This window comes from Streptomyces sp. NPDC058665 (assembly GCF_042714995.1).
GTDB lineage: Bacteria > Actinomycetota > Actinomycetes > Streptomycetales > Streptomycetaceae > Streptomyces.
In genome coordinates this window covers 1-13,331 of sequence record NZ_JBHXRX010000114.1, presented here as the reverse complement: position 1 = coordinate 13,331, position 13,331 = coordinate 1, and the positions used below count along the sequence as shown (strand labels likewise).

Annotated in this window: 13 protein-coding genes and 1 pseudogene; 12 read left to right on the top strand and 2 right to left on the bottom strand. The window is 71.6% G+C overall.

Annotated elements, in window-relative coordinates; genetic code table 11:
- The first annotated feature begins 203 nt into the window (after window positions 1-203).
- The 12 genes and pseudogenes from ACFWV8_RS37360 (at window position 204) to ACFWV8_RS37305 (ending at window position 11,611) form a co-directional block, all read left to right on the top strand.
- Window positions 204-854 (top strand): DUF4291 domain-containing protein, encoded by a 651-nt coding sequence (locus ACFWV8_RS37360; RefSeq protein WP_384214834.1) that lies wholly within the window; start codon window positions 204-206, stop codon window positions 852-854.
- A 2-nt stretch (window positions 855-856) separates the two neighbouring features.
- The gene (locus ACFWV8_RS37355; protein ID WP_384214830.1) at window positions 857-1,420 is read left to right on the top strand and encodes a dihydrofolate reductase family protein; all 564 of its coding nucleotides are present in this window, start codon (window positions 857-859) and stop codon (window positions 1,418-1,420) included.
- 130 nt (window positions 1,421-1,550) lie between these two features.
- On the top strand, window positions 1,551-2,162 hold the full coding sequence (locus ACFWV8_RS37350; RefSeq protein ID WP_384214827.1) for a DUF6461 domain-containing protein: 612 nt from the start codon (window positions 1,551-1,553) through the stop codon (window positions 2,160-2,162).
- Between the two features lie 30 nt (window positions 2,163-2,192).
- A pseudogene (locus ACFWV8_RS37345) lies at window positions 2,193-2,366 on the top strand (cysteine hydrolase); the annotation flags it as partial.
- A 9-nt stretch (window positions 2,367-2,375) separates the two neighbouring features.
- Window positions 2,376-3,260 carry a DUF2797 domain-containing protein gene (locus ACFWV8_RS37340; RefSeq protein ID WP_384214825.1) on the top strand — a complete coding sequence of 295 codons (885 nt, stop codon included), beginning with the start codon at window positions 2,376-2,378 and terminating at the stop codon, window positions 3,258-3,260.
- 42 nt (window positions 3,261-3,302) lie between these two features.
- Complete coding sequence (locus ACFWV8_RS37335) at window positions 3,303-4,214, top strand: amidohydrolase family protein (RefSeq protein WP_384214823.1); 912 nt, start codon at window positions 3,303-3,305, stop codon at window positions 4,212-4,214.
- A 129-nt stretch (window positions 4,215-4,343) separates the two neighbouring features.
- Window positions 4,344-4,667, top strand: coding sequence for a hypothetical protein (locus ACFWV8_RS37330; protein ID WP_384214821.1), 324 nt, complete (start codon window positions 4,344-4,346; stop codon window positions 4,665-4,667).
- 134 nt (window positions 4,668-4,801) lie between these two features.
- Window positions 4,802-5,539 carry a response regulator transcription factor gene (locus ACFWV8_RS37325; protein WP_384214817.1) on the top strand — a complete coding sequence of 246 codons (738 nt, stop codon included), beginning with the start codon at window positions 4,802-4,804 and terminating at the stop codon, window positions 5,537-5,539.
- A 14-nt stretch (window positions 5,540-5,553) separates the two neighbouring features.
- Window positions 5,554-7,254 (top strand): sensor histidine kinase, encoded by a 1,701-nt coding sequence (locus ACFWV8_RS37320; RefSeq protein WP_384214836.1) that lies wholly within the window; start codon window positions 5,554-5,556, stop codon window positions 7,252-7,254.
- A gap of 26 nt (window positions 7,255-7,280) precedes the next feature.
- The gene (locus ACFWV8_RS37315) at window positions 7,281-8,600 is read left to right on the top strand and encodes a glycosyltransferase (protein WP_384214814.1); all 1,320 of its coding nucleotides are present in this window, start codon (window positions 7,281-7,283) and stop codon (window positions 8,598-8,600) included.
- Complete coding sequence (locus tag ACFWV8_RS37310; RefSeq protein WP_384214812.1) at window positions 8,597-10,648, top strand: glycosyltransferase family 39 protein; 2,052 nt, start codon at window positions 8,597-8,599, stop codon at window positions 10,646-10,648. Before ACFWV8_RS37315 ends, ACFWV8_RS37310 begins: the two co-directional genes overlap by 4 nt.
- Before the next feature lie 159 nt (window positions 10,649-10,807).
- The gene (locus ACFWV8_RS37305; RefSeq protein WP_384214810.1) at window positions 10,808-11,611 is read left to right on the top strand and encodes a TetR/AcrR family transcriptional regulator; all 804 of its coding nucleotides are present in this window, start codon (window positions 10,808-10,810) and stop codon (window positions 11,609-11,611) included.
- 41 nt (window positions 11,612-11,652) lie between these two features.
- Here the strand turns inward: ACFWV8_RS37305 and ACFWV8_RS37300 are convergent, their stop codons facing one another.
- Both ACFWV8_RS37300 and ACFWV8_RS37295 read right to left on the bottom strand, forming a co-directional pair.
- Window positions 11,653-12,123 (bottom strand): PPOX class F420-dependent oxidoreductase, encoded by a 471-nt coding sequence (locus ACFWV8_RS37300; protein ID WP_384214808.1) that lies wholly within the window; start codon window positions 12,121-12,123, stop codon window positions 11,653-11,655.
- A 10-nt stretch (window positions 12,124-12,133) separates the two neighbouring features.
- Window positions 12,134-12,961, bottom strand: coding sequence for a YceI family protein (locus ACFWV8_RS37295; protein WP_384214806.1), 828 nt, complete (start codon window positions 12,959-12,961; stop codon window positions 12,134-12,136).
- Between the last annotated feature and the right edge of the window lie 370 nt (window positions 12,962-13,331).

The following is a 13,331-nucleotide window of genomic DNA, read 5'->3' as shown; positions in this document are numbered from 1 at the left end:
CCGCGGCCCTCGCCACCCTTCAGGACCGGGTCCAGGCACAGGCCGACGAGGACAACAAGATCAAAACAACGTGTTAATGATCTGCAAGCCCTTAGACGCGAGACCTCCCAGCGATTGGGCCGGCATCGCTGGATGATCGAACGCCCCATGGCGTGCCGCTAATTCGATGGCGCGCGTCGAACAGTGCTTCCACGCTGGACACCGTGACAGAACCCCAGCACCAGATCCGCGCCCTATACACCGCTTCCACGATCACCGTCTATCAGGCGTACCGGCCGGAGATCGGCCTTCCCGCGGCCAGGGACGGTCGCTTTCCGGCGGTCTGGCAGCGGGACCGGATGACATGGATCAAGCCCTCCTTCCTTTGGATGATGTACCGGAGCGGATGGGGCTCCAAGGACGGCCAGGAAGCCCTCCTCGCCGTCGAGATCACCCGTGAAGGCTTCGAATGGGCCCTGGAACATGCCTGCCTGGCCCACTATGAGCACGGGCTGCATCCTGACCGCGCGACCTGGAAACGGCAGTTGAAGCGGTCTCCGGCTCGGGTTCAGTGGGACCCGGAGCGTGACCTGCACCTGCGAGCGCTTCCACACCGTTCGCTGCAGCTCGGTCTCACAGGAGAAGCCGCGCAGCGCTACGCGGACGAGTGGACGGTCTCCATCACCGACATCACCCCACTCGCGCACACGATTCACGACCACGTACGGGACGGGGACCTGGCGGCAGCACGACGCCTCCTACCCGCGGAGCACCCCTACCCCGTGCCTGGCCCAACGGCCTGTCGAGAAGTCCGGTGTGGCTCCGACGTCTCCTCAGGGTGGGGTCGTCCCGCCCCGAGAATCCTGAAGGAGTAGCTGTGCAGACACTGACTGTCGATATCTTCGTCTCCGTCGACGGATGGGCCGGCGGGGAGAACTCGCCCGGGTACTTCGGGTACTTCGGACCCGACCTGGAGCAGTGGATCACCACCGAGTCGGCCCAGCCGCAGCTGGTCGTCTTCGGGCGGCGGACGTACGAGGCGCTGGCGGGGCTGCCCGAGGAGGCGCGTGACGAGTCGTGGCGGCGGATGAGCGAGCTGGACGCGGTCGTGTTCTCAACCACGCTGGAGACGGTCTCCTGGCCGAACACCCGCGTCTGCCGTGCCGACCTCGTCGGCGAGATCGGGCGGCTCAAGGCCGGGAGCGACGTACCGCTGCGCACGATGGGGAGCCTCTCCGTCGCCCGGCAGCTTCTCGACGCGGGCGTCGTCGACCGGCTGCGGCTGATGACGTTCCCGCTGCTCGTGGGGACGTCGGGCCGCGAACCGTTCTTCGCGGGCGTGGCCGCGGCGGACCTGGAACTGGTCGGGCAGCGGGTGCTGGACGGCCGGGTGCTGCTGGTCGAGTACCGGCAGACCGGGCGGGACATTCCGCGGGCCTGAGCCGCCGGGGGCCGTCGGGGGCTGGCGGTGTGCCCGGCGCGGCGGGCGCCCGCCCGCAGGCCGTAGAGTGCGCCGCCTCGGTGGCGGAAGCGCTCAGCCCCCAGGGACCAGGGATCAGGGAGACGTCGCGGTGTGGGAAGACCTCGTTGCTCGGTACGCGTGGGCCGATACGGACGCGCCGGAGGCGTACACCTTCTCCGTCGTCGCCGGGAAGTCCGAGGACGACGTGATCCGGGCGTTCGGCGGTGATCCCGGGGATTCGCGGCTCATGACGTTCGCCGAGGCCGCGGACGAACAGGCGGATCATCTGTACGAGGACTACGAGCTGCTACGCGTGGTCACCGGCAAGGAGCATGTCGTCGCCATCGAGTGGGGGTACCACGGCAGCCTTCCGGAGATCGCCCGGCGGGCGTCGGCGGACGGCGGTGAGTTCTTCAGCGTCCACCTCGACGTCAACGCCCGCAGGCAGGTGATGCGGGCGGTCGACGGCCGGGTGGACGGTGTCTTCGACCCCTTCGAGACGGAGGACGCGGACTGGCTGGACCCCCGGCCGGAGGTTCCCGCGTGGGCGGAAGGCGTCGTTTTTCACATGGACCACCTCTGCGCGGAGTCGCTGGCGCTCATGGAACGTACGACGGGCCTCGCGTTCGATCCGGTCTGGATCGAAACGCCGCTCCGTACGGTGCTCCTTGCGGCACCCGCCGAGCTCTTCGGCGGTCCGGACAGCACGTGGCTGCGTTGAACGTTTGTGGGCGCGGGGTGCAGGGCGTGCGGCTACCGGGTCGTACTACCGCACGACGCCCACGCGACGTACGACGTCCCCGCCGACGGCATCAGCGACATCGTCCCGGCGGCGACGGTGTCGCGGGTCGCCGAGTGGGCGCTCGGGGACGAGGTGGAGGTGGTCGTATGGGCGGCCGCGATCTCCTTCGAGCCGGCGGACTGAGGAGCGCGTATGGCGTGGCGGTGTCAGGGGCTGCGGTGGAGCGACGGCGGTGGGGAGCTCCTGTGGCGGGACGGTGCGCGGGAGCGGCGCAGTGGGCTCGTGTACGGGCGGGAGCTCGGGTTCCGGGCCGGCGGGGTGCGGCGCTGTGCCGGGGTGCGGGGGCAGGACTGTCCGCTCGGGGCCGGCGTGGGCGGGCGGAGTACCGGTGGGCAGTGCGCCGACTGTGCCCGGCTCGACCGGTCGCGGTCCGTGGCCGCCGACACCGTCGCCGACGACCCGCAGCCGTACACCGTCTACCTGGCGTGGTTCGGCCCCGGCATGGTCAAGGTCGGGATCACCGCCGAGGCGCGCGGGGCCGCGCGGCTGCTGGAGCAGGGCGCCGTCGTGTTCACCCGGCTCGGGCGCGGGCCGCTGATGGCCGCGCGGCGGACCGAGGAGCTGCTGCGTACGGCGCTGGGCGTGCCGGACCGTGTGCCCTACGCCGCGAAGCGCGCCGTACGCGCCACACTGCCCACCGGCCGGGCCGAACGCGCCCAGGAAGTAGGCGAGTTGTACGGGCGGGCCGTCGCCCTCGCCGGATGGCCCGAGTCGTTGGAGCGCGCCGCGTTCGAACCGGTCGATCACGTCGACGTCTTCGGGCTCGCCGGAACCCCGCCCGTCACCGGCGTGATCGGCGAGCTGGTCGACGGAGGCCGCGTCGCCGGGCGCCTCGTCGCCGCCGCCGGGCCCGATCTGCATCTGGAGTGCGGGGACGGCGCGGTACTCGTCCTCGACACCCGCCTCCTGCGGGGCTGGGACCTCACCGGAGCGGCGGGCGCGGGCGCGAACGGGGCTGACGTGACCGTTCCCGTACGCGAGGTGGGGGACGGCGCCGTACAGGACGGGCTCTTCTGACCCCCCTGGACAGCACGCCCCTCCGGGCCGGACTCTGGAGGGATGGATGATCAAGCAGCCGCGGAGATCGAGGCCGTGCGGGAGTTCCGGGCACGGCTCTCGCTGCCCGGACTCGTCGACATACACACGCACTTCATGCCCGACCGCGTCCTGCGGAAGGTGTGGGCGTACTTCGACAGCGTCGGCCCCCTCACCGGCATGGAGTGGCCCATCACCTACCGGCACGAGGAGGACCGGCGCGTCGCGCTTCTGCGTGCGTTCGGCGTCCGCGCGTACACCTCGATGCTCTACCCCCACAAGCCCGGCATGGCCGACTGGCTCAACGGCTGGGCCGCCGGATTCGCCGCGCGCACGCCCGACTGCCTCCAGACCGCGACCCTCTTCCCGGAGGAGGGCGTGGAGACGTACGTACGCGAAGCCGTCGAGTCCGGCGCGCGGATCTTCAAGTCCCATCTCCAGGTGGGGGGTTACGACCCCAACGACGAACTCCTCGACCCCGTCTGGGGGTTGCTGGCAGACGCCACCGTGCCGGTCGTCATGCACTGCGGATCGGGCCCGCAGCCCGGCAAGTACACCGGACCCGAGCCCGTCGGGCGGCTGCTCGCGCGCCATCCGCGACTGCGGCTGGTCGTCGCGCACATGGGGATGCCGGAGTACGCGGACTTCCTGGACCTGGCGGACCGGTACGACGGGGTCCTGCTCGACACGACGATGGCGTTCACCGACTTCAGCGAGGCCTACGCGCCCTTCCCGGCGGGGGCGGACGCCAAGGCGCGGCTCGCGGATCTGGGGGACCGGATCCTGCTCGGGACGGACTTCCCGAACATCCCGTACCCGTATCTCCACCAGCTGGAGGCCCTCGAAGGGCTCGGTCTCGGCGACGACTGGACACGCGCCGTCTGTTACGGGAACGGGGTCCGCCTCTTCGGGCTGGACCCGAAAGGGCTGGCCTGAGGAGCGTCATTCCCCTTATCCTGAAAGGCTGTTCACAGCAACGAAGGAGGTGAGCGCCGTGAAGCGGACGACCTAGCCGCCCGCCCGGAGGCTCCGGGAGCACGGGCGGCGGGTTCCGAGAGGAACGAGATGTCCCGCACGGACAAGACCAAACCGCCGTGGGTCCGCCACGCGGAGCACCACCCCCTGCCCGTTCACGACCACCGTCACGGCCCCTGCGATCTGCCGCCCCGCCCGACGCGCGAGGACACGGACACACGCTGCCGCTGGGTGTGCACCCTCATGTCGCTGATCAGCCGCCCCTGCTGTGCCGGGTGCAAAGTGCGCTCCCACATCAAGGAACGGCAGGAGTGGGCCAGGACCGGTAACCGCAAGGAGCGCTACGCCGGCCGCCGCGAGGCCCGCCGCGCCGCCGCCCGTGACGACCGCGAGGATCGCGAGGATCGCGACTGACGCGTCCCACCCGCCTACCCCGGTGACCCCCGGAGCTTCCGGCTCCGGGGGACACCGCGCGCCCGCCCGCGTTCTCAGGGAATTCACAGAAAGCGGCAAGGGCGTTCTCAGGCGGACTCCCCAGTGTGGGTTCCATGACCGTCACCTCGCCCAGGGGGCGCACCGAGATGATCAAGCCGGACGGCAGCCCCGTCCGGGTCCTTGTCGTGGACGACGAAGCCTCGCTCGCCGAGCTCATGTCCATGACCCTTCGCTACGAGGGGTGGGACGTCCGCAGCGCGGGCGACGGCGCGGGCGCGCTGCGTTCGGCGCGGGAGTTCCGGCCCGACGCGGTGGTGCTGGACGTGATGCTGCCCGACATGGACGGCATCGCCGTCCTCGGGCGGCTGCGCGCGGAGCTGCCGCGGGTGCCCGTCCTCTTCCTCACCGCCAGGGACGCCGTGGAGGACCGGATCGCCGGGCTCACCGCGGGCGGTGACGACTACGTCACCAAGCCCTTCAGCCTGGAAGAGGTCGTGGCACGGCTGCGCGGGCTGATACGACGCTCCGGCACCGCCGCCGTACGCAGCGAATCCGCCCTGGTCGTCGGTGACTTGACGCTCGACGAGGACAGCCACGACGTCAGCAGGGGCGGCGAGTCCATCCATCTCACCGCGACCGAGTTCGAGCTGCTGCGCTTCCTGATGCGCAACCCGCGGCGCGTGCTGAGCAAGGCGCAGATCCTCGACCGCGTGTGGTCGTACGACTTCGGCGGCCAGGCGAACGTCGTGGAGCTCTACATCTCGTATCTGCGCCGGAAGATCGACGCCGGCCGGTCGCCCATGATCCACACCCGGCGCGGGGCGGGATACCTGATCAAGCCGGGGGAGTGACCGAGGTGGTGACGCTGAGGGATCGAGTACGAGCGCTTGCCCGGCGACCGGCGAACACAGCCACGCCCAGGCGCTGGTCCCTGCGCACCCGTCTCGTCGTATCCGCCGTCTCGCTCATCGCCGTCGTCGCCGCGGTGATCGGCGCGGTGACGACCATCGCCTTCCGTTCGTACCAGTACGACCAGCTGGACGCCCAGGTCCACGCGATCGCCGAACGCGCCGCCGGGCCGCACAGCCGCGACGAACTGCCGGCCGGCTTCACACCGCCCCGCCCGGCCGAGGGGAGGGAGCCGCTCAGGACCATCACGGGTGGCGGCGCCCCGATCGGCACGGTCGGCGTCGAGCTGACCGGGACCGGCCCCAGCGATGTCGGCCGGGGCTTGATCAGCGCTCCGACCAGCGGCGACGAGCCGGGCCAGCAGGTCACGGGGCACGCGCTCGGCGCCTCCCGGACGGCCGCACTCGCCGCCGTCCCACGTGACGGCGATTCGCACACCGTCACCCTCGCGGACCTGGGCGAGTACCGCGCGGAGTACGTCGAAGGCGTCAACGGCTCCTTCGTCGTCGGCGTCCCGCTCAGCGACGTCCAGGACACCCTCGCCACCCTGATCGTGGTCGAGGTCTGCGTCACCGTCGCCGCACTCGCGGCCGCCGGGATCGCGGGCGGGGTCCTGGTCGGGGTGGCGCTGCGACCGCTGCGGCGCGTCGCGACGACCGCCACCCGTGTCTCCGAACTCCCCCTGCACAGCGGTGAAGTGGCTCCTTTGACGCGCCTTCAGGACACCGAGGCCGACCCGCGTACCGAGGTCGGGCAGGTCGGCGCCGCGTTCAACCGGATGCTGGGGCACGTCGGTTCGGCGCTCGCCGCGCGGCAGGAGAGCGAGACCCGGGTACGGCGGTTCGTCGCCGACGCGAGCCATGAACTGCGCACACCGCTCGCCTCCATCCGTGGTTACGCCGAACTCACCCGGCGCGGGCGGGAGATGATCGGCCCCGACACCCGGCACGCGCTCGGCCGGATCGAGTCCGAGGCGGAACGGATGTCCGGGCTGGTCGACGATCTGCTGCTGCTGGCGCGGCTCGACGCGGGACGGCCGCTCGCGTACGAGACCATGGACCTCTCGCCGCTCGTCGTGGACGCGCTCAGCGACGCGCGGGCCGCCGGGCAGGAACACCACTGGCGGCTCGAACTGCCGGACCAGCCAGCGTACGTGTACGGCGACGCGTCCCGGCTGCATCAGGTGCTGGTGAACCTGCTGGCCAACGCCCGCAAGCACACCCCGCCGGGCACGACCGTCACGGCCCGCGTACGCACCATGGACACCCCCGAACCGTATGTGCTCCTCGATGTGGCGGACGACGGGCCGGGCATCCCGCCCGCTCTGCTCCCGCACGTCTTCGAACGCTTCGCGCGCGGCGACGCGTCCCGCTCCCGCTTCCGCTCCCGCACGGCGAACCCACCACGCACGGCGAACGCCGCAGGCACGACCAACGCCCCACGCACCGCCGCCGACTCCACCGGTCTCGGGCTCGCCATCGTCCACGCCGTCGTCACCGCGCACGGCGGCGAAGTCTCCGTACGGAGCGAGCCCGGCCGCCGCACCGTGTTCACCGTCCGGCTCCCGGCCGCCGTACCCGCCGTGCCGGCCCTACCCGCCGACCGCCCGCCGGCCCTGAACTCACAGCCGCACCACAGGCTCACCACACTGCGGTGACAGCCTGACCGCCGAGTGTCGGTGCCATGCGAACTGACACCGACACTCCGTGGGGCAGCCTCCCGGCCAGGGAACATCTCCCGGCCGGAGCGCCCGGCGCGAGCGCCCCCACCGGCGTCCCCGGCCTCCCCGTGCTCGACGTCGTGATCCCCGTCCACAACGAGGAGCGGGATCTGGAGCCCTGCGTACGGCGGCTCCACGACCATCTCGCCCGTACCTTCCCCTACCGCTTCCGCATCACCGTCGCCGACAACGCGAGCACCGACCGCACGCCCGCCGTCGCGGCCCGTCTCGCGGCCTCGATCGACGAGGTCACCGCGTACCGGCTGGAGGAGAAGGGACGCGGACGCGCGCTGCGTACCGTCTGGTCGCACTCAGGCTCCCCCGTCCTCGCCTACATGGACGTCGACCTGTCCACCGACCTCAACGCCCTCCTGCCGCTTGTCGCGCCGCTGATCTCGGGCCACTCGGACCTGGCGATCGGCTCGCGCCTCGCGCGCTCGTCGCGCGTGGTGCGGGGCCCGAAGCGGGAGTTCGTCTCGCGCGCGTACAACCTGATCCTCAAGTCCTCGCTCTCCGCCCGCTTCAGTGACGCGCAGTGCGGCTTCAAGGCGATACGGGGCGAGGTCGCCCAGCGGCTGCTGCCGATGGTCGAGGACAGCGGGTGGTTCTTCGACACCGAGATGCTGGTGCTCGCCGAACGGGCCGGACTGCGCATCCACGAGGTGCCGGTCGACTGGGTCGACGACCCCGACAGCCGGGTGCACATCGTGCGAACGGCGGTCGACGACCTCAAGGGCGTGTGGCGGGTCGGGCGCGCGCTCGCCGTCGGCGCGCTGCCGCTCGACCGGCTCGCGAGGCCGTTCGGTGACGATCCGCGCGACCGCGCGATCAGCGGTGTGCCGGGCGGGCTCGCCCGCCAACTGGTCGGCTTCTGCGTGGTCGGTGCCCTGTCCACGCTGTTCTACCTCTTGCTCTACACACTTTTTCGTACGGCCTCCGGGTCCCAAGCGGCCAATGCTGCCGCGCTGTTGGTGTCGGCGGTCGCGAACACCGCGGCCAACCGCCGGCTGACGTTCGGAGTGAGGGGCCGGGGGCGCGCCGTGAGACACCAGGCGCAGGGCCTCGTCGTCTTCGGGATCGGGCTCGCGCTGACCAGCGGTTCGCTCGCCGCACTCGACGCCGCCTCCGGGAACCCGGCGCACACCACCGAGCTGGCCGTACTGATCTCCGCCAACCTCGCGGCGACGGTGCTGCGTTTCCTCCTCTTCCGTGCCTGGGTCTTCCCCGACCGGCGCGGCGGCGGAGACGACCGGCCCACGTCCCAGGAACGGAACGCCCGATGACCCACACCCCCCACACCGGCACCCCCCACACCGGCACCCTTCTCCACCGCGTGCGCCGCGGCAGGCCCGAGGACGCACCCTGGGTGCGGCCCGCCTTCCTCGCGCTGCTGCTCGCGGCACTGCTCGTCAACCTCTGGAGTCTCGGCGACTCCGGCTACGCCAACTCCTTCTACTCGGCGGCCGTTCAGGCCGGCGGCGAGAGCTGGAAGGCCTTCTTCTTCGGCTCGTCGGACGCGGCGAACTCCATCACCGTCGACAAGCCCCCGGCCGCGCTGTGGCCGATGGCCCTGTCCGTACGGCTGTTCGGGCTCGGCTCGTGGCAGATCCTGGTGCCTGAGGCGCTGATGGGGGTCGGCACGATCGCGGTCCTGTACGCGGCCGTGCGCCGCCGCTTCAACGCCGCGGCCGGGCTGCTCGCGGCGTCGGTGCTCGCGCTCACCCCTGTCGCCGCGCTGATGTTCCGCTTCAACAACCCCGACGCGCTGCTGGCGTTGCTGATGACCGTCACCGTCTACTGCGTGCTGCGCGCGCTGGAGGGCGCGCGGACGCGCTGGCTGGTGTGGGCGGGTGTCGCGATGGGATTCGCCTTCCTGACGAAGACGCTCCAGGCGTTCCTGATCCTGCCGCCGCTCGCGCTGGTGTACGCGGTGTGCGCGCCCACGTCCGTCCGGCGCAGGATCGGCCAACTGGCCGCCGCCGGGGCGGCGTTGGTGGTCAGCGCCGGATGGTGGGTCGCGATCGTCGAGCTGTGGCCGGCCGACTCCCGCCCGTACATCGGCGGCTCGCAGAACAACTCCTTCCTCGAACTCACCCTCGGCTACAACGGTCTTGGCCGTATCAACGGCGAGGAGACCGGCAGCGTCGGTGGTGGCGGATTCCCCGGCGGAGGCGGCGGGGGCGGGTGGCGCGGTGGTGGGACCGGGCTCGGCCGGATGTTCAGCGACGGCATCGGCGGTCAGATCTCCTGGCTGCTGCCTGCCGCGCTGTTCCTGCTCGTTGTCGGCGTGGTGCTCACCCGGCGGGCCGAACGCACGGACACCGCGCGTGCCGCGTTCCTCGTCTGGGGCGGCGCGCTGCTGATGACGGCGGGGGTCTTCACCTTCATGGCGGGCATCTTCCACGAGTACTACACGGTGGCCCTGGCGCCGTACATCGCCGCCCTGGTCGGTATGGGTGTGACGGTGCTGTGGCAGGAGCGCGCCAGGTTCCTGGCGTCGGCCGCGCTCGGGGTGACGGTGGCGGGGACGGCGGTCTGGGCGTTCGTCCTGCTCGGCCGTACGCCGGACTATGTGCCGTGGCTGCGCTGGGCCGTGCTGGTGGGCGGGCTGAGCGCGGCCGTCGCCCTGACACTCGTGGGCCGACTCGGACGGGAGGGGCGGTTCCGTGCCTTCGCGCCCCGACTCGCGGTGTGCGCGGTCGTGTTGGCGGTCGCCGCGTCGCTCGCGGCACCGCTCGCGTACACGCTGTCCACGGTCGGTACCGCGCACACGGGGTCGATCGTCACGGCGGGCCCGGCTGCCGCACGCGGCGGGTTCGGTGGTGGCGGTGGCGGTGGCCGCGGTGATGGCGGTCCCATGGACGGCGGAGCCGACACTGCCCGGGGACCGCGCCCCGGCGGCGGTCAGGCCCCAGGCCGGCCCCCGCAAGCCGGCGGAGGCGGAGGCGGCGCCGGAGGTATGGCCGGTCTGCTCAACGGCCAGTCCGTCAGCTCCGAGGTCGTCGCCGCGCTGAAGAAGGACGCCGACGACTACACCTGGGTCGCCGCGACGACCGGCTCCCAGAACGCCGCGAGCAATCAACTCGCCGCCGAGGAACCGGTGATGGCGATCGGCGGCTTCAACGGCAGCGACCCGTCGCCGACCCTGGAGCAGTTCAAGCGGTACGTCGCCGACGGGAAGATCCACTACTTCCTCGGCGGCGACGGATTCGGCGGCGGTCGCGGCGGCGCGGAAGGCGCCGGGTCGAGTATCACCAGCTGGGTCCAGTCCACGTACAAGGAGGTCACCGTGGGTGGCACGACCCTCTACGACCTGACCGCCGAGAAGTAGCCACACGCCGTAGGGGAGTCTCTTCCCGCAGCACCCGGCGGCGGGCGGTCCGCTCGCCGCCGGGTGCTGCGCCGTGCCGAACGGACGGACCGTCACCGGACATCCGCGGCATAGCATCGGATTCGCGCCAACGGGCTGCGGAACCGAGGAGGCTCATCGATGGAGTCGGCTGCCGACAAGGCCAAGCAGTCCCTGCGGACCAGCGTATGGCTGGAGGGAAAGCCCGCAGCCCGAGGCCGCAGGAGTGAGCGTTCCGACCATCCGACCGGGCTGGACAGGGACCGGATCACCGCGGTCTCGGTGCGGATGCTCGACGCGGCGGGCGCGGCCAAGTTCTCCATGCGGCGGCTGGCGGCCGAACTGGGCGTCACGGCGATGTCCCTGTACTGGTACGTGGACACCAAGGACGACCTCCTCGAACTCGCCCTGGACTCCGTCTACACGGAGATCGACATCCGTGAACCGGCAGGCGCCGGCTCTGAGTCGGGCACGGCAGCCGGCTCCGACTGGCGCGACGAGCTGCGGGCTCTCGCCGTCAGCTACCGGGCCCTGCTCGTCCGCCATCCCTGGGTCTCCCCGCTCGTCGGCAGATTCCTCAACATCGGCCCGCACTCGATGGAGTTCTCCACCGCCGTGCGGCGGGTCATGCGCGGCACGGGCCTGCCCGCGCACGGCCAGATGGGCGCGCTGTCGGCCGTCTTCCAGTTCGTGTACGGCTTCGGCACGATCGAGGGCCACTTCGTCCAGAGATGCGCCGAGGCGGGGATGACGCAGGATCAGTACTACCGGCACGCCATGGGGACGATCCACGAACAGCCGGAGTACCGGGGCCGTTTCGACCAGGCCAAGGAGCTGATGGAGGCGCGCGGCGGCGAGACGGTCGAGGAGATGCGCGAACGGGACTTCACGTTCGCGCTCGAAGTCCTCGTCGCGGGCATCGAGGCGATGCGCGCCCGCAGTTGAGCGAAGCCTCCGGCCCGGCTGAGCCAAGCCCCCCGCTCTCGCTACTCCGGCGGAGCCAGCCGCGCCGGGAAGCCGCCCGTGGCGATCGGGCTCCAGCGCTCCGGCGTGATGCGGATGAGCGACTTCCCCTGCCGCACCATCGCCTCGCGGTACTCGTCCCAGTCCGGGTGCTCCCCCGAGATGTTGCGGAAGTACTCGACCAGCGGCTCCACCGACTCCGGGATGTCCAGCACCTCCGCCGTACCGTCGATCTGCACCCACGGACCGTCCCAGGTGTCCGACAGGACGATCACGCTCGCGCGCGGGTCACGCTTCGCGTTGCGCGTCTTCGCGCGCTCCGGGTAGGTGGAGACGACGATCCGCCCCGAGTCGTCGACGCCGCAGGTCAGCGGCGATCCCTGGGGGCGGCCGTCGGAACGGGTGGTGAGCAGGATGGCGTGGTGCCTGGGCCGGACGAACTCCAGCAACTCATCGAGCGCCACGGTGGTGTTGGTCGCGATGTTGGGTGCCATGCCGCGCAGCCTACGACCCGGACGTGTCCCGCGGATCAACCTCCCGCACTGCCTGAATGTCGAGTTCCACCCGCAGCGTCGTGCCGATCGCCGCGATCCCCGCCTGCACCATCTGGTTGTAGTTGATGGCGAAGTCCTCCCGCCGCAGCTCCGTCGTCGCGTGGAAGGCGGCTCGTTCGCCGCCCCATGGATCGGGCCCGGTCCCGAGGTACGACAGGTCCAGCCCCACCTTCCGTACGACTCCGTGCAGCGCCAGCTCGCCCCGTAACCGCCAGCGGTCCGGCCCGGACTGGCTGACTCCCGTGCTGTGGTACGTGATCTCCGGGAATCGCTCCACATCCAGGAAGTCCGGCGACCGCAGGTGCTTGTCCCGCACCCCGTTGCCGGTGTCGATGCTCGCCGCGTCGATGACCGCGTCCACGCGGGAGCGCTCCGGCACGGCCGAGACCTTGATCTGCCCGCCGAAGTCGCCGAACCGCCCGCGCACGCTGGAGAATCCGAGGTGCTGGGCGACCGTGGCCACCGACGAGTGCACGGGGTCGATGTTCCACAGGCCCGGCGGCGGCATGTCGACGCCGGCCTGCCGGGTCAGGACGACCGTCCCGGCGTCGGCGACACCGCTGGAGGTGACGAACGCGGTCGCGGCGGCGGGCGCGAAGCCGGTGGCCGTCACGATCACGGTGTACGGCCCAGGCGTCAGCGCCGTGTCGGCGGCCACCACCCCGTCGGCGTCCGCGTCGGCGCGCACCACCTGGATTCCGGTTCTGTCGGTCAGGGTCACGACGGCGTGCTGGACGGCCCAGCCGTCCGATGTCCTTACCAGTGCGCGAAGTCCCATCCCGTTTCTCTCTCCTCGTTCGCGGTCGTTCGCGGTCGTGCGCCGTTCTCCCGGGGCCCGCCCTGATCCGCGAAGACCCGCTGGACAGGACCAAGAGGCGGGCCCCGGCGCGGTGGCGGCACGCCGTCCCCAGGCTTGCCGCCATCTCACCGGGGCCCCTTTCCACCGGACGGGGCGCGCCTCCGCTGAGGGACGCGCCCCGTCCGGGGGCTTCGGTCCGGCTCACCAGGGCGTGTCTTTCGGATCTTGCCGGGCTCGCGGTCCCTGGCACGCACGCTCTCCCCCGTAGCCCCCGAGGGGGGCACGGGAGGTGCCCCCTCCGTTGTCGGGGGGGGGCGCCCCGCCCCCGGGTCGACCCACAACCCCCCGG

Excerpts from the sequence above, each read along its gene's own strand:
- ACFWV8_RS37340 (WP_384214825.1), top strand. The coding sequence starts at position 2,376 with ATGGCGTGGCGGTGTCAGGGGCTGCGGTGGAGCGACGGCGGTGGGGAG.
- ACFWV8_RS37335 (WP_384214823.1), top strand. The coding sequence starts at position 3,303 with ATGGATGATCAAGCAGCCGCGGAGATCGAGGCCGTGCGGGAGTTCCGG.
- ACFWV8_RS37330 (WP_384214821.1), top strand. The coding sequence starts at position 4,344 with ATGTCCCGCACGGACAAGACCAAACCGCCGTGGGTCCGCCACGCGGAG.
- ACFWV8_RS37325 (WP_384214817.1), top strand. The coding sequence starts at position 4,802 with ATGACCGTCACCTCGCCCAGGGGGCGCACCGAGATGATCAAGCCGGAC.
- ACFWV8_RS37315 (WP_384214814.1), top strand. The coding sequence starts at position 7,281 with ATGCGAACTGACACCGACACTCCGTGGGGCAGCCTCCCGGCCAGGGAA.
- ACFWV8_RS37310 (WP_384214812.1), top strand. The coding sequence starts at position 8,597 with ATGACCCACACCCCCCACACCGGCACCCCCCACACCGGCACCCTTCTC.
- ACFWV8_RS37305 (WP_384214810.1), top strand. The coding sequence starts at position 10,808 with ATGGAGTCGGCTGCCGACAAGGCCAAGCAGTCCCTGCGGACCAGCGTA.
- ACFWV8_RS37300 (WP_384214808.1), bottom strand. The coding sequence starts at position 12,123 with ATGGCACCCAACATCGCGACCAACACCACCGTGGCGCTCGATGAGTTG.
- ACFWV8_RS37295 (WP_384214806.1), bottom strand. The coding sequence starts at position 12,961 with ATGGGACTTCGCGCACTGGTAAGGACATCGGACGGCTGGGCCGTCCAG.